The 16,787-nt window shown below is 69.4% G+C and carries 17 protein-coding genes and 1 pseudogene; 10 read left to right on the top strand and 8 right to left on the bottom strand.

Annotation, left to right across the window (positions count from 1 at the left end):
- The first annotated feature begins 148 nt into the window (after window positions 1-148).
- Entirely contained in the window at window positions 149-898 is a 750-nt protein-coding gene (locus ACWCQ1_RS37970; protein WP_451028411.1) for a nuclear transport factor 2 family protein, read from the top strand.
- 118 nt (window positions 899-1,016) lie between these two features.
- On the opposite strand, the gene ACWCQ1_RS37965 is transcribed toward ACWCQ1_RS37970, so the two are convergent.
- From ACWCQ1_RS37965 to ACWCQ1_RS37950, 4 genes are read right to left on the bottom strand one after another with little or no spacing between them, the layout of a single operon-like run.
- Window positions 1,017-1,853 carry an SDR family oxidoreductase gene (locus ACWCQ1_RS37965; RefSeq protein ID WP_390700770.1) on the bottom strand — a complete coding sequence of 279 codons (837 nt, stop codon included), beginning with the start codon at window positions 1,851-1,853 and terminating at the stop codon, window positions 1,017-1,019.
- Window positions 1,854-1,889: 36 nt separating this feature from the next.
- On the bottom strand, window positions 1,890-2,711 hold the full coding sequence (locus ACWCQ1_RS37960) for an enoyl-CoA hydratase-related protein (protein WP_390700769.1): 822 nt from the start codon (window positions 2,709-2,711) through the stop codon (window positions 1,890-1,892).
- A complete protein-coding gene (locus ACWCQ1_RS37955; RefSeq protein ID WP_451028410.1) occupies window positions 2,708-3,610 on the bottom strand; it encodes a fumarylacetoacetate hydrolase family protein in 903 nt (300 codons plus the stop codon). Before ACWCQ1_RS37955 ends, ACWCQ1_RS37960 begins: the two co-directional genes overlap by 4 nt.
- 17 nt (window positions 3,611-3,627) lie before the next feature.
- Window positions 3,628-4,923, bottom strand: coding sequence for a CaiB/BaiF CoA transferase family protein (locus ACWCQ1_RS37950; protein ID WP_451028409.1), 1,296 nt, complete (start codon window positions 4,921-4,923; stop codon window positions 3,628-3,630).
- A gap of 201 nt (window positions 4,924-5,124) precedes the next feature.
- Between ACWCQ1_RS37950 and ACWCQ1_RS37945 the strand changes: the two genes are divergently transcribed.
- From ACWCQ1_RS37945 to ACWCQ1_RS37925, 5 genes are all read left to right on the top strand, one after another.
- The gene (locus ACWCQ1_RS37945; RefSeq protein ID WP_451028408.1) at window positions 5,125-5,424 is read left to right on the top strand and encodes a putative quinol monooxygenase; all 300 of its coding nucleotides are present in this window, start codon (window positions 5,125-5,127) and stop codon (window positions 5,422-5,424) included.
- Window positions 5,425-5,587: 163 nt separating this feature from the next.
- On the top strand, window positions 5,588-7,252 hold the full coding sequence (locus ACWCQ1_RS37940; RefSeq protein WP_451028407.1) for an alpha/beta fold hydrolase: 1,665 nt from the start codon (window positions 5,588-5,590) through the stop codon (window positions 7,250-7,252).
- 9 nt (window positions 7,253-7,261) lie between these two features.
- The gene (locus tag ACWCQ1_RS37935) at window positions 7,262-7,879 is read left to right on the top strand and encodes a TetR/AcrR family transcriptional regulator (protein ID WP_451028406.1); all 618 of its coding nucleotides are present in this window, start codon (window positions 7,262-7,264) and stop codon (window positions 7,877-7,879) included.
- 210 nt (window positions 7,880-8,089) lie between these two features.
- On the top strand, window positions 8,090-9,262 hold the full coding sequence (locus tag ACWCQ1_RS37930) for a cytochrome P450 (RefSeq protein ID WP_451028405.1): 1,173 nt from the start codon (window positions 8,090-8,092) through the stop codon (window positions 9,260-9,262).
- Window positions 9,262-9,465, top strand: a complete 204-nt coding sequence (locus ACWCQ1_RS37925) for a ferredoxin (protein ID WP_390700762.1) — start codon at window positions 9,262-9,264, stop codon at window positions 9,463-9,465. The genes ACWCQ1_RS37930 and ACWCQ1_RS37925 overlap by 1 nt, the downstream gene beginning before the upstream one ends.
- A gap of 116 nt (window positions 9,466-9,581) precedes the next feature.
- Here the strand turns inward: ACWCQ1_RS37925 and ACWCQ1_RS37920 are convergent, their stop codons facing one another.
- Both ACWCQ1_RS37920 and ACWCQ1_RS37915 read right to left on the bottom strand, forming a co-directional pair.
- Window positions 9,582-10,355, bottom strand: a complete 774-nt coding sequence (locus tag ACWCQ1_RS37920) for an IclR family transcriptional regulator (RefSeq protein ID WP_451028404.1) — start codon at window positions 10,353-10,355, stop codon at window positions 9,582-9,584.
- Window positions 10,356-10,557: 202 nt separating this feature from the next.
- Complete coding sequence (locus ACWCQ1_RS37915; protein ID WP_390700760.1) at window positions 10,558-10,965, bottom strand: RidA family protein; 408 nt, start codon at window positions 10,963-10,965, stop codon at window positions 10,558-10,560.
- Between the two features lie 140 nt (window positions 10,966-11,105).
- Between ACWCQ1_RS37915 and ACWCQ1_RS37910 the strand changes: the two genes are divergently transcribed.
- The gene (locus ACWCQ1_RS37910) at window positions 11,106-11,486 is read left to right on the top strand and encodes a winged helix-turn-helix transcriptional regulator (RefSeq protein WP_390700759.1); all 381 of its coding nucleotides are present in this window, start codon (window positions 11,106-11,108) and stop codon (window positions 11,484-11,486) included.
- Window positions 11,487-11,633: 147 nt separating this feature from the next.
- Here the strand turns inward: ACWCQ1_RS37910 and ACWCQ1_RS37905 are convergent.
- A pseudogene (locus ACWCQ1_RS37905) lies at window positions 11,634-11,810 on the bottom strand (hypothetical protein); the annotation flags it as partial.
- Window positions 11,811-11,892: 82 nt separating this feature from the next.
- Window positions 11,893-12,762 carry a fumarylacetoacetate hydrolase family protein gene (locus tag ACWCQ1_RS37900; RefSeq protein ID WP_390700758.1) on the bottom strand — a complete coding sequence of 290 codons (870 nt, stop codon included), beginning with the start codon at window positions 12,760-12,762 and terminating at the stop codon, window positions 11,893-11,895.
- A gap of 77 nt (window positions 12,763-12,839) precedes the next feature.
- Here ACWCQ1_RS37900 and ACWCQ1_RS37895 point away from each other — a divergent pair, with 77 nt between their 5' ends.
- From ACWCQ1_RS37895 to ACWCQ1_RS37885, 3 genes are all read left to right on the top strand, one after another.
- Entirely contained in the window at window positions 12,840-13,535 is a 696-nt protein-coding gene (locus ACWCQ1_RS37895; protein ID WP_451028403.1) for a FadR/GntR family transcriptional regulator, read from the top strand.
- Between the two features lie 24 nt (window positions 13,536-13,559).
- Window positions 13,560-14,804 carry a DUF3500 domain-containing protein gene (locus ACWCQ1_RS37890; RefSeq protein WP_451028402.1) on the top strand — a complete coding sequence of 415 codons (1,245 nt, stop codon included), beginning with the start codon at window positions 13,560-13,562 and terminating at the stop codon, window positions 14,802-14,804.
- Window positions 14,805-15,561: 757 nt separating this feature from the next.
- Window positions 15,562-16,662 carry an LLM class flavin-dependent oxidoreductase gene (locus ACWCQ1_RS37885; protein WP_390700755.1) on the top strand — a complete coding sequence of 367 codons (1,101 nt, stop codon included), beginning with the start codon at window positions 15,562-15,564 and terminating at the stop codon, window positions 16,660-16,662.
- The last annotated feature ends 125 nt before the right edge of the window (window positions 16,663-16,787 follow it).

The raw sequence follows: 16,787 nt of genomic DNA, 5'->3' as shown, positions 1-16,787 counted from the left end.
ACATCCCAGCAGCGATCAACTCTCCGGGCCGAACGGCAGGGGCACGGTCTTTCAGCAGGACTCGAGAGTCCAGGGGGAACAAGTGCTCACCTGCCGTCGGCTACCAATCGGAGTCTGCCGGATGGCCGGCTCCCAGAACTGATTAGGGGTGTACGAGCGGGGAGACACCAAGGTCGTCGACCGGTACATCCGCCCGGACCTGATCCAGCACGACCCGACGCTCCCCGACGGCACGCAGGCGCTGAAGAACCTCGCCGTCACCGTCCACCAGCAGTACCCGGACGCCACGTACGACATCAAGCGGGTCATCTCCGAGGGCGACCTGGTGATGGTGCACTCCCATGTCGTCCTGACGCCGGGCACCCGCGGCAGCGCCGTCGTCGACCTGTACCGCTTCGAGGGCGGGAGGATCGCCGAGCACTGGGACGTGCGCCAGGACGTGCCGGCGACCTCCGTCAACGGCAACGACATGTTCTCCACGATCAGTCAGCCCCGGAGCCCCTACCCGGGACCGCGGTCCCACACCGCGTACAACAAGAAGGTGGTGACGGACTACTACAACCAGCTCTTCGGCCGCAAGGACCTGTCCGCCATCGACACCTACGTGGATCCCGTGGAGTACGACCAGCACAACGCCACCATCCCGAACGGTCCTGCCGGTGCGAAGGCTGGGCTGGGAGCGCTCTTCCAGCAGTTCCCGAACCTGACGGCCGAACCGAAGAGGATCTTCGCCGAGGGTGACCTGGTGGTCATCCACCAGTATTCCGCCCTCGGGATCGGCGATCGCGGCTCGGCGATCGTGGACATCTTCCGTCTTCGGAAGGGGAAGATCGTCGAGCACTGGGACGTGATCCAGTCCGTGCCGGAAACGTCGGCGAACGACAACACCATGTTCTGAACCCGGTCCACGAGACTCCGTCGTCCATGCGGCGCGCGCGCGACGGCATCCGGACCACGACATGTCCTCCACGATCGGCCGGCCCCGGAGCCCCGGTTCCGCCCGCACGACCGGACGATCATCCCGCCTGCGGGGGATCCACGAAGAGGTCGAGCTCCGGATGCTGTCCCCCGCCGTACCGGGCGAGATCCGGGTGCCCGGCTTCGGCCAGGACGTCGGCGTCGACGAGGGTCCGGCCGGTCTGTTCACGCGATGGGCGGGAGAGCACGGCGAGGGCCGCGTCCGCCATGATCTCGGGGCTGCGTGACCGGGAGAGCAGGCTCTCGCCGTCGAGGACGTTGGCCACCGCGGCGGTCGCGATCATGGTCTGCGGCCACAGGCAGTTCGCGGCGATCCCGTCCTCCGCGAACTCGGCCGCCCAGCCGAGGGTGAGCAGCGTCATCCCGTACTTCGACAGGGTGTAGGCGGGGTGGGCGCCGAGCCAGCGCGGGGCGAGGTTGAGCGGCGGTGACAGGGTCAGGATGTGGGCGTGGTCGGACTGCTTCAGATACGGCAGGCAGGCCCGGGTCAGCAGGAACGTGCCCCTGCTGTTGACCGACTGCATGAGGTCGAAGCGCTTGACGGGCAGTTCCTCGGTTCCGCGTACATCGAGGGCGCTGGCGTTGTTGACGCAGATGTCGACGCCCCCGAACCGGTCCACCGCGGTGGCGACCGCGCGCTCGACGTCGGCCTCCTCACGGACATCGCCGACCACCGCGACGGCGGATCCGCCGGCGGCCTCGATCTCGGCGACCGCCGTGTGCACGGTGCCCGGCAGCCTCGGATCGGGTGTGTCGGTCTTGGCCAGGAGCACGGCGTTGGCGCCCTCGCGGGCCGCGGCGGTGAGTATGGCCAGCCCGATGCCACGGCTGCCGCCGGACATCACGACGGTCCGGCCCTTCAGTGATGTCCCCATGCCGAGGTGCTCCCGTCGTCGATCGTGCGGTGGGTGTCAGCGGCCGGTGAAGTGCGGGGGCCGCTTCTCCAGGAAGGCGAGGGCGCCTTCACGGAGGTCGTCGGAGGTACGGCAGCGGGCGACGGCCTCGATCGCCTGGCCCAGCGCGGCGCTGCCCGCCGCTTCGTCGCCTTCGCTCAGGCGGCGGACGGCTCGTACGGACGCCTTGGCGGCGCGGACGGACAGGGGGGCGTTCGCCGCAATGGTGGCCGCGAGTTCGTCGACGACCTTTCCCAGCTCGTCGGGTTCGACGACCCGGTCCACCAGTCCCACGGCGTGTGCCTCGGCGGCCGGTAGCCGGCGTCCGGTGAACAGCAGGTCGCTCGCGACCGACGGCCCCACGGTCTGGACGAGCGCGGCGGTCTGCGCCAACGGGTAGCCGACGCCCAGCCGGGCGGCCGGTATGGCCAGCACACTGCGGGTGTCCGCGTAGCGCAGGTCGGCGCCCAGGGCGAGGGCCATGCCCGCGCCCAGGCAGTAGCCGTGGATGCGAGCGATGACGGGCACCGAGAGCACCGACAGCTGCGTGAACAGCGCCGTGGCCGCGTCGTCCGCCGCCTGTCGCGCGGCCTCGTCCTGGCGGCCCGGGAACTCGCTGATGTCCGCGCCGGAGACGAAGACTTGCTCGCCGGCGCCGCGGACGACGACCACGCGTACGTCCTGGTCCTCGTCCATCGCCCGTAGCGCGGCGGCCAGTTCGGTCATCATCGCCACGGACAGCGCGTTGCGCCGGGCCGGGTTGCCGATCTCCACGGTGCCGACCGCGTCCCGTACCTCGGTGCGGATCCATGGCGAGGAGGTCTCGGTCACCGCGGTCATCCGACCTTCTCGGCCACAAAGCGGTTGCGCAGCGCGCCGATCCCCTCGATGCGCACTTCGAACTCCGAGCCGTCGCGCAGGAGCACCTTCGGCTCGCGTACGAATCCCACCCCCGACGGGGTGCCGGTGAGGATCAGGTCACCCGGCTCCAGGGTCATCACGGTGGTGATGTAGGCCAGCAACTCCGGTACACCGAACAGGAGTGAGGAGGTGCGGTCGTCCTGGAGAACCTCACCGTCGAGCGTGCCCTTGATGGAGAGGTCGGGCCGTGCGCCACCGAGTCGCGTGGCGGGCACGACGACCGGGCCGACAGGGGTGAGACCGTCCCACGCCTTGCCGGCGACCCGCTGCGTGGTGTGGAACTGGAAGTCACGCACGGAGACGTCGTTGGCCGCGGTGTACCCGAAGATCACGCTCTCCGCGTCCTCGGCCGCGATCCGACGCGCATGGGCACCGATGACCACGGCGAGCTCGCTCTCGTAGTCGATCTGGTCCGACTCCGGTGGCAGCGCCACCTCGGCGAAGGGCCCTGTCAGCGAGGTGTGCCATTTCGGAAAGAGATCGGGGTGAGCCGGTCCCGTGTCCCGGCCGCCCTCGTGCACATGTGCCAGATAGTTCTGGCCGATGCAGATGACCTTGCCGGGCCGTCCGACCGGGCTCAGCAGCCGATGGTCCGGCGCGTCGATCACGGCGCCGCCCTCGATGGCCGCCGGGTCGCCCTCGGCCGCCTCCAGCAGCGCGGGCAGGTCGTCGAAGACCTGGCCCTCCACCAGGGCGAGGCGTGCCTTTGCCGCCCCGTCCCGCCGCAGCGCGACCACGGGGCCACCGCCGTGCAGGACCCGGGCGAGGCCGAGCCCGTCCGTCCAGTCCGCCGGTGAAGCGGGTGTCGCAGTGGTCATGAAGGTGCCCTCCTGATTCACTTGCGCGCCTCGGCGCTGCGGGCGGCCGACGTGGCCGCCTCAGTCCTCGCGTGAGCGGCGCCGGCCGTGGCCTCGTCGGCATCGGGCACGCCGACGACACCGCCCTCGACCAGGGCGGCGATCCGCTCGTCGTCGTATCCCAACTCGGCCAGCACCGCGACGGTGTTCGCTCCCAGTTCGGGTGCGCGACCACGGGCGCGTGGCGCCCCGTCGGCGACGATGGGGGTGTTCACGATCGTCGGCTCCGCGAAGCGCTCCTCGTCGTGGACGAACAGGCCGCGCGCGGCGAACTGTTCGTCGGTGAGGATGTCGCTGATGCCGTTGACCGGACCGCAGGGGACCCCTGCAGCACGCAGCGCGCCCATCCAGTGATCCCGGGGAGCCGTGGCGAACCGGGCCTGGATGATCTCCGAGAGGGGCGCCCGGTGCAGGAAGCGTTCGTACTCGGTGGCGAAGCGGGGATCGTCGCGCAGATCGAGCTCCAGGACGGCGCAGAGCGCATCCCACGCCCGGTCGACCGCACCGAGGACGAGGGTGGCGCCGTCCTGGCAGGTGAACGCCTCGTAGGGGGCGGCCAGGCGGTGTGCCGTGCCCAGCGGGGCCGGTTGCACCCCGGTCGCCACGTAGTCGGCGACCTCCCACAGCGACCAGGCGGCCACCGAGTCCGCGAGCGCGACGTCGATGTACGCGCCGCCGCCACCGGCGCGTGCGCGCAGCAGGGCGGCCAGGACGCCGATCGCTCCCCACATGCCGGTGCCCACGTCGGATATGGGGAAGCCCGCCTTGGCCAGTTGCCCGTCTACCGTCCCGGTCACGGACATGAGCCCGCTGTAGGCCTGCGCGATCAGGTCGATGCCCTTCGCGTCGCGCATCGGTCCGAACTGTCCGAAGCCGGAGATGGAGCAGTAGACGATGTCGGGGCACTCCGTCCGCAGATCCTCATAACCCAGTCCGAGCCGCGCCATCGCGCCCGCCCGGAAGTTCTCCACCAGGACGTCGCTGCGTCGTGCCAGGGAGCGCACGATGTCGGCGCCGGCGGGGGACTTCATGTCGACCGCGAGGCTCTGCTTGTCGCGGTGGGTCAGGTCGAAGGGGATCGGCCTGCGATCCGGGCCCATGCGCCGGGCACGCATGCCGTCACCCCTGACCGGTTCGATCTTGAGGACGTCAGCGCCGAGGTCGGACAGGATGGTCGTGCAGTAAGGGCCGGCCAGGGCCCCGGTCACATCCAGGACGCGTACGCCTTGCAGGAAGGCCGGGCCGGGCTCGGCGGACTCCGTTGTCGCTGTCATGGCGCCCTTCGTTTCACTTTTGGTCCGTAGAATGGACCAGTGGACCGTAATAAGGACCTGCCAGCAAACTTAGGCCCGGCATTCCGGAAGCGTCAAGCGGATGGGAAGGGCGCCTCCGGGGCTCGCGAGCCGCACCGAGCGGGAGCTCGACGTGGACCGCAGGGTGGACCCCGTACAAGGAAACGCTGAGGAGTACCTCCCATGGCCATCGCCATCTCGGCCACCTGGACGGCCCGCTCCGGCAAGGAGGACGTCGTCCGCGACGCCCTGGCCAAACTGGTCCCCGTGACCCGCGCCGAACCCGGATGTCAGGCCGTGGGTCAGGCCGCTCCGGCGTTGGCGGACCGCTCTCACGCATTCACCGCCGTGCTCAATTTCCGGCGCATGGCGCCGCGATCCCGGCGGCATCCGCGGTGCGGTCCTTCGTCCGGCCGGTTTGTGCCGCGACGTTCCCGTGAACTGTCGCTTGACGCTTCCGGAATGCCGGGCCTAAGTTGCTGACAGGTCCTCATTACGGTTCACCGGTCCACTTTGCGGACCAAAAGTGAAACGAAGGGCGCCATGACAGCGACAACGGAGTCCGCCGAGGCCGCCCCGGCCTTCCCGCGAAGCCTCGCGGTCGTTGACGACCTCGCCGGCCTGGGCGTCGTCGGAGGGAGTCATCATGCCGAAACCGTCTGAGACCGACGTGCAGCACGCCACGCGGTTCCGCCGCTACGTTCCCGCCCTCTTCCTGCGGGACAAGACCGGCATCGAAACGCAGTCGGTGCGCATCACGCGGCATGTCACCTATCGGTTCCGCTCCGAGATCGCCGACCGGATGCGGGTGGGCAACGTCTTCCTCGGTGGTGACGCCGCCCATCTCATGACCCCCTCCGGGGCGCAGGGATCGTGCAGCGCGATGCGGGATGCCATCAACCTCGCGTGGCGTCTCGACCTCGTGCTCGACGGCAGGGCCTCCGACTCGGTTCTCGACACCTATGGGCCGGAGCGGCTCGCCCACGTCGCCCCCATCATCCAGGCTTCGCTGATGGGGTGGGCCCTGGCCGCGGAGACGGACCCGGACAAGGCCGCCGCCCGCGACGCCTTCCTGTGCAGCGGCGAGGGGCCACTCCCGTCCGCGTCTTCGCTGACGACCGGCTTCCTGCGGGACACGCCCGAGGGCGGCCTGGCTCCGCTGGCCGGCTCGCTGAGTCCGCAGGGGCGCGTCCGTATCGGGGAGCGCAGCGGGCTGCTCGACGATCTCGTCGGCTTCGGTTTCCAACTGGTCAGCCGGGTCCCGGTCGCGGAGTCGCTGACACCGGCCCACACCAGCCTGCTGGAGCGACTGGGCGTTCATGTCGTCGTCCTCGGTCCGGACCACGTCGAGGACGTCGACGGCACCTACCGAAGCTTCCTGGACGAGAACGGCCTGGTCGCCTACCTCAGCCGCCCGGACTTCTACCTCTTCGGCACCGCGGCGAGGGCGGAGGACCTTCCCGCACTGATCGACGCCCTGGCCGCCGCGCTGACCCGGACCGAACCCGCTGCCCACTCCGCCACGCAGCCACCCGTCCCGCAGCCCGGAGCCGCCTTTACCCGGGCAACGGTCCCGGCCGGTGAATTCACCCTGCACTACGCCGAAGCCGCCCCCGCGGCCCCCCTCGGCACCATCGTGTCACTGCCCGGTTCCGCCGGCCTGGAGATGTCCACCGCCAAGGACCGCCTGGCCGAGCGGTACCGGGTCGTGGAGATCAACCCGCCGGGCTGGGGCGACCAGACGGACGTGTCCCGACCGATGCCCCAGAGCGAGATCGGTGCGTTGCTGGCCGAGGCGGTCGGGCACCTCGTCGAGGGGCCGTTCGTTCTGCTGGCAACCTCCATGGGCGGCGCCAACGCGCTGTACATGGCCGCGAGGATCCCGGACCGGGTGCAGGGCATCATCCTCGAAGCGTCCATGGCGCCGAGCCGACCGGAGGACCGTTACCCTCTGCCGACCGGCACTCCTGCGATCCACCCCAACAAGCCGTGGGCAACCCCCGCGTACGTCGCGCACCAGATGGCGAACCGGATGCGGATGATCCAACAGACAACCCCGGACCTGGACGCCACCGAGGCGATCGCCGTCGTACGTGAGCGCGGGATCCCGGTACTGGGGCTTCTCGGCACCGACGACGAGGTCCTGAAGCCGTCCCTGGAGGAGACCTTCCGCACGGCCCTGCCCGAGGGGGAGTTCCGGCTGGTTCCCGGTGGCCGGCACGACCTGCAGAACACCACACCAGAGGAATTCGTCGACCTCGTCGAGACCTTCGTCACGGACCCGGTCCGTTCGGCCACGAGTAATCGGTGAGGCACTCATATGCAGGACCAGCCGATACGCCGCAAGCGAATGACGGCCGAGCGGTGGGTCGAACTTCTCACCACCGCCCTCGACGTGATGCGCGAGGTGGGCTATGAGGCCATGACTATGGACGCGGTGGCGGTCCGGGCCCGCTGCAGCAAGGCCACGCTGTACCGCATATGGCGCGGCAAGCCGCAGATGATCGTGGCGGCGCTGTACGCCACGCGGCGGGTGGACACAGGCGCGATCGACACCGGCACGTTGCGCGGTGACCTGCTGGCCCTGTGCGAACAACTGGTGGCGGATGTGCAGCGGGACACCGAGTTGTTGGCGGCGCTCGCCCATGCCGTGCTCATCGACCCGGAACTCGCATCGGCCATGCGCACGTCGCTCGTCGAACCCGAGTCCGCCGCTCTGGACGGATTCGTGGAACGGGCCGTCCAGCGCGGTGAACTGACCGCCCGGCCGGCCGCCGTCGAATTCCTGCCGCAGCTGGTGTTCGTCGCGCTGATGGCCCGGCCGCTGACCGAGGGTGCCTACCTCGACATGGACTACGCGACGCGCTTCATCGACCTGGTGATCATGCCTGCCCTGCTGACCGACTGCCCTGTCGATGCTGCCTCTTTCGACTCTTGAGGCATGCATCCTAGGCTGTGACATATCAGAGCTGTCAATCTGAGATATCGAAAGTCCTTTCAGGAGGGTGGAACGGCTGGTGCCAGGAGCGGCTCCCGACGAGTGGTGAACTCGTCGGAAACGTCGCCAGGAAACTCGTGACATGACATCCAGGCCGGGTTCGCCGAGTATCGCCGCGTAGTTCGAGGAGGAATCGTGACAGTCCCGCCGATGACGGATGTCGACATGTTCGCGACGTCGGATCAGCGCACCCGCTACGAGCAGTACCGGCAGTTGCGGGAGCTGGGTCCTGTTGTCCGGCTGCGTGAACCGGACACGTACGCGGTCACGCGTTACGCCGAGGTGAAAGCCGCGCTGGCGGACCACACGTCGTTCATTTCCGGCGAAGGCGTGGGATTCAATCCCGAGCTGAACCAGATGATCCGAGGCACCACGCTCGTCAGCGACCCGCCGGAGCACGACCTGCTGCGCTCCGTCGTCGCGGACGGACTGAAGCCCCGTGTCATACGCGGCCGTGGCGAGGAGATCGCCCAGAAGGCGCGAAGCCTCGTCGCGGACGTCGTGTCCAAGGGCGAGATCGAAGGTGTCAGGGAGCTGGCCGAGGCGATGCCGATGTCGGTCATCCCCGACTTCCTCGGACTGCCCGAACGCAATCGTGACCACCTCTACGAGTGGGCGAAGGTGGGCGGCGACCTGCTGGGCCCGGTCACGGAGCGCACTCCCCAAAACCTGGAGATGACGCAGAGCATGGTCCGGTTCACTCATGAACTCGCCGAGAACCGGGAGGTCGCGCCGGGCTCCCTCAGCGCGGCCATGCTCGAGGCAGCCGACGAGGGCGTCATTCCCCCGGAGAAGTGCCCGCTGCTGTTCATCGACTACATCAATCCCTCGCTGGAGACCACGGCCTCGGCGATCGGTCATCTGCTCGTCATCTTCGCCGAGCGCCCGGACCAGTGGGCCGCGCTGCGTGCCAAGCCCGGCCTGGTGGCCTCCACGATCAACGAACTCGTCCGGTACGAGAGTCCCTTCCGGGGCTTCACCCGCGTCGCCACGCGCGATACGGAACTCGGCGGGGTGACCATCCCGCGGGGTGCTCGGGTGTGGCCGCTCGTCGCCTCCGCGAACCGTGACGAGCGGAAGTGGGAGCGCGCGGACGAGTTCGACTTCCGCCGGAATCCGATCGACCACCTCGGATTCGGCTACGGCACGCACACCTGCGCCGGCCAGGGTGTCGCCCGCCTCGAGTTGCACGCCCTGATCCACGCGCTTCTCGATTCCGTCGAGCGCATCGAGCTCACCGGCGATCCGGTGATCGCGGAGAACGCGATGGTGAACACGTATGCCGAGATCCCCGTCCGGCTCGTCACGGGGAAGGCGGCCTGATGCGGATCGAGGTGGTCCGTGAGAGCTGTGAGGGGCACGGACTCTGCGGAGAGCGGGCGCCGACGGTCTACGGTCTTGACGAGGACGGCTATGTGACCTTCGCGTACGAGGACCGGCAGGTATCGGCGGACAAGCAGGAAGCCGCGATGGCCGGCGCCGGCGTCTGCCCCGTGGCCGCGTTGCGGGTGCGGGCGGACATGTGAGTGTCAGGGGGCCCAGTATCGCGTCGTCGGCCTGCTGCTGCGCCCCCGCCACGCTGACTGACTCCGGCCGGAAGTGAAGTACGTACGGTACGCACCCGGCAGTCGCCGGGCGTTCGTCAGCGGCGCGCGAGTTCCGCCGAGATCCGCTCGGTCGCCTCCATCACCAACTGTCCGTACGGCTCGTGGAGATCGTCGGTGAGTCGGTAGCTGGGCAACGAGATCGACAGGGCGGCCACGGGCTGCCCCCGGCGATCGCTGATTGCCGAACCGACCGCGGAGACGTCCGGCCGCCACCGCCCCGGGTTGACGGAAAAACCCCGTCCCGCGACGGCCTCCAGCTCGGCGAGAACCTCCTTGCGGGTAAGGCGTGCGCCGGTGGCCAGATCGACCACGGACGGGACTCGGGCGGCCCGCTCCGACACCGGGAGCCGGGAGAGGTACGCCCAGCCCGACGCCGTAAGGACCATAGGGACCCGCTCGCCGACCTGCGCGACAGTCTGAACGGGCCGGGTGGAGGGCACCTTGTCGATCAGGACCAGCGACTCGCCGTCCGGGACGGACAGGTGGATGTTCTCGTCGGTTCGCCGGCCGAGCTCTTCGAGGACGGGGCGGGCTCGTTCTCGGAGGTCGTCCTGAGTCATGACCCTTGCTCCGACCGCGAGCGCCCGGGCAGTCAGGACCCAGCGCTGTTCCCCCGGTGCTCCCTGCGGGGCCAGCCAGCCGGCCTCGCCGAGAGTGCGCAGGATCCTGTGGACCGTCGCCTTCGGGATTCCCAGCGACCTCGCGAGGGCGCTGATGCCGACGGGCTGTGACAGGGCGACGGCCTCGAGGACCTCGAGGGATCGCAGCACCGACTGCATTCCCTGCCGCGTGTCCGACGACTCGCTCACGCTCTCTCCTTCGGTGGTGGACCCCGACATCGTAGTGAGGCGGCCTGCGGACTACTTCCGATCGTAGCTGCGAGCCGCCCCGTCGGTCCGCATGATGGATCGCTTGACCGCATTACGGTTCGACTCTACGCCGAATTCCTGATGCCGGCGCCCTGCGGTCCACGGAGTGTCCGTCTCGATCCACGCCGAATCTGGCACATGGTCAGTCGAGGACCGCGGTGGCTTCGATCTCGACCAGATGCTCGGGGACGTCCAGCGCCGCGACGCCGATCAGCGTGGTCGGCGGCACCGGAGTGACCCCCAGCTTCGCGGCCGCCCGGGAGATTCCCTCCAGAAGCGGGGGCATCTTGTCGGCGGTCCAGTCGACGACGTAGAAGGTCAGTTTCGCCACGTCGTCGAAGGAACCGCCCGCCTCTTCCAGCGCGGTGGCGATGTTGAAGTAGCACTGCTCGACCTGCGCGGCGAGGTCGCCCTCGCCGACCGTGACCCCTTCCGCGTCCCAGGCGACCTGACCGGCGATGAAGACCGGCTTCGAACCGGAGGCGATCGCCACATGCCGGTAGACATCGATGCTCGGCAGTCCAACGGGGTTCTTCAGGGTGATGGCCATGCTGTCCTCCTCCTTGTCCGGGCTTCGGTAAGCCCGGGTTCGTCAAACCAGACCCCTGTGGTCTCTTGTGGTTACTCAGGAACTGTAGGAGAGTGTGGGTTGACATGGAAGAATGCACTTTTCAGTGACTGGGGAACCTGATGGTGACCAAGCAGCTCAGCGGATCAGCCGACGACGCCAATCTGCGACTCGCCGATTCCCTGGCGCGGGAGATCTTCTCCGACGTCGCCAACAAGTGGGCGCTGTTGATCATCGAAGCCCTGGGGGAGGGCACCCTGCGCTTCAGCGAGCTGCGCAGCCGGGTCGAGGGCATCAGCCACAAGATGCTCACCCAGAACCTGCGCATGCTGGAGCGCAACGGCCTGGCCGAGCGGACCGTCCACCCCACCGTCCCGCCCCGCGTCGAGTACACCCTCACCGAAGCGGGCCATGGACTGCGGGCGACGGTCGACGGGATGTGCGAGTGGACCTACCGCTACTTCCGGCACATCGAGTCGGCCCGGCAGCGCTTCGAAGCCTGACCGGCTGCGCCTGGCGTGTCGAGTTCCGTTCTGCAGGACCACATCTCCGGCGGCGCGTTTCACGTCCTTTCCTTCACCAGACGCATCGACTCCGCGGTCCGGCCGTCGGAGGTGCGGCCGGTCATGATGTAGTACGTCCTCCGCCGCGATGGCGAGGTCGCAGCCGACCAGAGGGACGAACGTGCCGCCGAAGCACCAGCCGTTGACCATGGCGATCGTCGGCTTCGAGTAGTCCTGGAGGTGGCGCCACTGCCACTCGGCCTTGACCCGACGGACATGGATTTGCACAAACGGGTGCACCTTGTCGACGTCCCCCAAGCGCATTGTGCGAGCGCCCCCATTCGACGCGTCCCGGCGCCGGGGCCGGGCCACCCCGCTCGGGGACGCCCTGATCACACCGTCGTCCTCAATCGAGCGGATCCCCGAGAGGGGTTTTCCGGCGGTGCTCCCCGTCCACGATCGTGTTGCGGAGTGTCCCGAGGCGCTCGACCTCGACCTCCACCACGTCACCGGGCCGCAGCAGCCAGGGCGGTGTGCGGGCGTAGCCGACGCCGGACGGGGTGCCGGTGGCCAGCAGGTCGCCGGGGTGCAGTGTGAGGGTGCGGGAGATGTGGGCCAGTGTCTCGCCCACGTGGTGGATCATCTGGCTGGTGGAGGCGTCCTGGACGGTCGTGCCGTTGACCCGGGTCCGCACCCGCAGTCCGTCCCGCAGGTCACCCACCTCGCCGGCGGGCACCAGGGGGCCCAGCGGGCCGGAGCGGTCGGCGTTCTTCCCGAGGGTCCACTGTGAGGTCAGTTTCTGCGCCCGCCGCGCGGTGACGTCGTTGAACGTCGAGTAGCCGACCACCGCGTCGAGCGCCTCGGCAGGGTCCGCGTCCACCAGAGGTCGGCCCACCCAGGCCACGATCTCGCCCTCCCAGTCGAGACCGTCCTCGGTGGAGGGCACGGGGATCTCGGCCCCGCCGACTGTCAGCGACCGCGTCCACCGCGCGAACAGCGTGGGGTGCTCGGGCAGTTCCTGGTCGCGGTAGGACCCTTCGGCGGCGTGTTCGAGGTAGTTGAGACCAACGCACAGCATCTGTGCCTCAGGTAGCACCGGCGGCACCAGGCGTGCCTCGCCCGCGGGTACCACCTCCCCGGTCGGGGCGCGGGCCAGCCATGCATCGGGGTCGGCCCAGAACTCCCGCAGCCCGGCCACCACGGTGAGCCGGTCGCCGTCCGGCGACAGATTCGCAACCCGTACCTCGTCGCCGTACGCCACTCCAACGATCCGCATCCGCACTTCTCCACTTCGGAAGAGAACAGTCACGCCATAGGTTCTAAAGGTTATAACCTTTATGGTTGAATGGCGTCATGGTCACCGAGAACCGCGCCCTGCTGGCCGGCCTGAGTGCTCCCGGCGGCACACGGGCCGAGCAACTCGCCGGCGCCCTCGAAGACCGCGTCCGCGGACTGAATCCCGGCTCCGCGATCGGCACCATCGAGGAGATCCGGCAGGAGTCCGGACTGGCACGCGCCACGGTCAGTGAGGCCATCCGGCTCCTGCGCGACCGTGGGGTGCTGGAGATCCGCCCCGGTCGCGGGGGCGGACTGTTCGTCGCGGACCAGAGCCCGGTGGTCCGGCTGCGGCACACCCTGCTCAGCGTGGTGGGGGAGCCCGGCACGGTCGCGGACGCCATCGAGCTCCGCAACCACCTGGAGGAGCTCATCACCGTCGGCGCCGCCCGGTGCGCGGGCAAGGCCGACGTCCAGGCGCTGCGAGCCTGCCTGGACGACATGGCGGCCGCGCCGGACTGGGATGCCTTCCTGCGCGCCAACTGGGCGCTGCACGAGCGCATCGCGCAGCTGTGCCCGAACACCATGGCCCGCGCGGTCTACGTCGGCACGCTCGGGCACCTCACCTCGTCCACCGCGCGCGCCACCGACCGGGACCCCGACGCCTACCGCGCGAAGCGGCTGCGGATCCACTCCGACCTGGTGGAGGCGATCGCAGCCGGGGACGAGGACGCCGTCCGGGCGGCCGTCGCGCGCCACAACCACACCGACTGAACGTACGGGGGCACGGGAGCCGTCATGTCATCAGCCCAGTACCGCAAGTACCTCTACCCGTCCGACTCGCCCCGCCTGTCCTCGATCAGAGGCATGGACGCCTACGCATACCGGGAGGCCGCCAAGGCGGGCCCGTTCACCGGCGAGCTGATCCGCGGCTGGAAACCCCTGCAGTACGCCGAATTCCGCGGAGTGACCGAGAACGGCACGCTCCGGCCCGAGGTACACGCCTGGGAGCCGGTCCGCCCCGGTGAGGAAGCTCCCGTCGCCGACATGGTCGCCGCGGCGCGGGACCTGCTGGCGGCGCTGGACGACGAGGGCCGCGCCAAGCTGTGCCACCCGGTGGACGCGGTCGAGTGGCAGACCTGGGCCAACCCGGAGTTCCTGCAGATCGACACCGGCATCCGTCTGGAGTTCCAGCCCCCCGAGGTCCGCAAGAAGGCCCTCGCCCTGGTCGAGGCCTCGCTGAGCCCCGACGGCTTCCGCCTGGTGCACGACATGATGCTGATCAACGGCTTCCTCGGCGAGGTCGTGGGCCTGCAGAGCATCCTCAACGAGTTCAGCTACAACATCGCGCTCTACGGCGATCCCGACCCCACCGCCCCATGGGGCTGGCAGCTGTTCGGCCACCACTGCGCTGTCCACTGCCTGGTCGTCGAGGGCCGCATGGTCGTCAGCCCGGTCTTCCTCGGCGCCGAACCCAACGAGATCGACGACGGCCCGCACGCCGGCACGGTGGCCCTGACCGACCGGATCCGGCTCGGCACGGACCTGATGGCCGCGCTCCCGCAGGACCTGCGCGCCACCGCGACCGTGTACGAGCACATGGTCGACCCCGCCATGCCACCCGGCCGCATCCACCCCGGCGACGAACGCCACCTCGCCGGGGCCTTCCAGGACAACCGGGTGATTCCCGCCGAGGGCCTGCGGGCCACGGACATGCCCGAGCAGGCCCGGGAGATCCTCCTGGCGATCGCCGAGTCGTTCGTGTCCCTGCTGCCGGACGGCCCGCGCGCGGCCCGGATGCGCGAGATCCGCGACCACCTCGACGAGACCTGGTTCAGCTGGATCGGCGGGCACGAGGTCGGCGACGTCTTCTACTACCGGCTCCAGTCGCCGGTGCTCATCGCCGAACTCGACCACCACTGCGGCGTCTTCCTCGACTACGACACCCCCAAGCCCTTCCACATCCACACCGTGCTGCGTACTCCGCACGGCAACGACTACGGCCGCGCCTACGTGCGCGCCTCGCAGGCACGGAACGCCTGAAGGAACCTCGCCCTCTGACCTCCCTCTCCACCCCTCGCGTCCACACGGCCCTGGCGCGCGGCGTGGGGCTCGACGCCGCCTCCGAAGCGGCCGAGGGAAGCGGTCTCACCGCTGGTCGAGGATTTCGGGGATGTGGGCCCTGCCCTTCCTGCGGACCGAGCCGGATCCGTCGATCCAGGTCCCGCCGGGCGATCGAGGCCAGCTCGGTGCAGGTGCCGTCCGGAGCCGACAGCGGGCCCTGACCGGGACGGAGTCGCGTGTGCCGCCGCGCGGGCTGGGCCGCCCGTGCGCAGGGACGACGTAGCGCAGTGCCGGGAGCGTCGTGCCGCACGCCTGCCGGCCATCGGGCCAGTGCTGCCGCCGCGTCTCGCCGCGCCGCTCGGCGGCCGCCAAGGCTGTGCGGACGGCGAGCTCACCGCTGCGCCCGAGGAGGTCAGGGCTGTTGACGATGCCGGGAGCGACGCCTACTCTTCAACAGAATCAGGATTCTGAATTTGATGTGAGGGGGTGTCAGTAGTGCCCCTGACCGGGGATTGGACCCGGCCGGGTGGCCTGGCACCACGCGGCACCGTCCTGCCGTAAGGCGGGCGGGAGTGCCGTCCCGACGCACGCCGTGTTCGCCTGTGTGCCCGTCCAGGCCGCGGTGGCAGAGGCGTCGTCGGGCCGGCCTTCTCCAGGGATCACCACGGTCCGACTCCCTCGAAGGCATTTCCCTGTCACCACTCACCCGGTCCGTTGCATCGGCCAGGAGGTTTCTGTGCGCTTCTCTGCCTTTCTCACCACCCGTTCGGCCGGCCCGCACGAGGACCGCGACGTCATGAAGGCGATGGTCGAGCACGCCGTCGACGCCGAGCGGCTCGGGTTCGACGCGGTGTTTCTGCCGGACCACCACTTCACCGGGTACGCCCCGCCGGCCAGTGACCCGATGATGTTCGCGGCCTACCTCTCGGCTCTGCTGCCCCGGCTGCACTTCGGCTTCTCGGTGCAGACGATTCCGCTGCACCACCCCGTCCGCTTCGCCGAGCGGCTGAACCTTCTCGACCAGCTGACGGACGGCAAGATCCTTGTGGGAACCGGCAGCGGCACCACGCCCGAGGAGATGATCGGGCTGGGCATCAACTACAAGGACACCCCACAGCTCTCCGTGTCCAACCTGGAGATCGTGCGGCGGCTGTGGGACAAGAAGCCGGACGACGAACCGGTCCTCTTCGACAACGGTTCGTACAAGGGCGCCGTCGTCTCGCGCATCGTGCCCGTGGCGCACTCGTCGCGCGGCCCGCAGCTGATGTCGGTGGCCTTGCGTCCCTCCAGCACCCAGCGGGCCGCCGATCTCGCGCAGCCGGCCTTCATACCCGCCTTCACTCCGCCCGCGCTCGATGACGGCGAGCCCCTGTCGCACCTCCGCAAGCATTTCGCCGCCTACCGGGACGCCCTGGGGGCGGCCGGCCATCCCCAGGATCTGGTGGACCATGCGCTGAGCTGGACCACGCACACCTACCAGCACGTCCATGTCGCACCGACCGATGAGCAGGCCGAGGAGGAGTTCCAGCAGATCATCGACCTCTACCAGACGGCGGTCGAGCGGGAACACACGGCCAACAAGGCTGCCGAACGGCTCAGCGGCGTCGAACTCGGAGCGGTCCACAACGCCCGGAACCCGGGCTGGCAGCGCACCTGGTGCCTGTGGGGCAGTCCGGAGACGGTCACCGAGCACCTGCGTGAGGTCGCCGACGTGGGTATCGGCAACATCCTCGGTGGCTTCCTGGGCGGGACGCTGACCCCGGAGCGCACGGAATGGGGCAAGCGCTCGCTGGAGCTCTTCGCCACCGAGGTCATGCCGCGGTTCCGGTCCCGGTGAGCGGCGACACTCACTCCCGCGGGAGGACCGTGGGTGCTTCGTCGGACCCTGGCGCCAAGGAGCACGACACGCTGCGCGCCTGCGCCGAACGTCCCCCGTGCCGGTCGTCGGCGCAGTCCTCGAAC

It is taken from the genome of Streptomyces sp. NPDC002144 (assembly GCF_053593695.1).
The sequence above is the reverse complement of the archived record's forward strand: the minus strand, read 5'-3'. Positions and strand labels throughout refer to the sequence as shown.

Coding starts and splice junctions, on each gene's coding strand:
- ACWCQ1_RS37965 (WP_390700770.1), bottom strand. CDS start 1,853: ATGGGGACATCACTGAAGGGCCGGACCGTCGTGATGTCCGGCGGCAGC.
- ACWCQ1_RS37960 (WP_390700769.1), bottom strand. CDS start 2,711: ATGACCGCGGTGACCGAGACCTCCTCGCCATGGATCCGCACCGAGGTA.
- ACWCQ1_RS37955 (WP_451028410.1), bottom strand. CDS start 3,610: ATGACCACTGCGACACCCGCTTCACCGGCGGACTGGACGGACGGGCTC.
- ACWCQ1_RS37950 (WP_451028409.1), bottom strand. CDS start 4,923: ATGACAGCGACAACGGAGTCCGCCGAGCCCGGCCCGGCCTTCCTGCAA.
- ACWCQ1_RS37945 (WP_451028408.1), top strand. CDS start 5,125: ATGGCCATCGCCATCTCGGCCACCTGGACGGCCCGCTCCGGCAAGGAG.
- ACWCQ1_RS37940 (WP_451028407.1), top strand. CDS start 5,588: ATGCCGAAACCGTCTGAGACCGACGTGCAGCACGCCACGCGGTTCCGC.
- ACWCQ1_RS37935 (WP_451028406.1), top strand. CDS start 7,262: ATGCAGGACCAGCCGATACGCCGCAAGCGAATGACGGCCGAGCGGTGG.
- ACWCQ1_RS37930 (WP_451028405.1), top strand. CDS start 8,090: ATGACGGATGTCGACATGTTCGCGACGTCGGATCAGCGCACCCGCTAC.
- ACWCQ1_RS37925 (WP_390700762.1), top strand. CDS start 9,262: ATGCGGATCGAGGTGGTCCGTGAGAGCTGTGAGGGGCACGGACTCTGC.
- ACWCQ1_RS37915 (WP_390700760.1), bottom strand. CDS start 10,965: ATGGCCATCACCCTGAAGAACCCCGTTGGACTGCCGAGCATCGATGTC.
- ACWCQ1_RS37910 (WP_390700759.1), top strand. CDS start 11,106: ATGGTGACCAAGCAGCTCAGCGGATCAGCCGACGACGCCAATCTGCGA.
- ACWCQ1_RS37900 (WP_390700758.1), bottom strand. CDS start 12,762: ATGCGGATCGTTGGAGTGGCGTACGGCGACGAGGTACGGGTTGCGAAT.
- ACWCQ1_RS37895 (WP_451028403.1), top strand. CDS start 12,840: ATGGTCACCGAGAACCGCGCCCTGCTGGCCGGCCTGAGTGCTCCCGGC.
- ACWCQ1_RS37890 (WP_451028402.1), top strand. CDS start 13,560: ATGTCATCAGCCCAGTACCGCAAGTACCTCTACCCGTCCGACTCGCCC.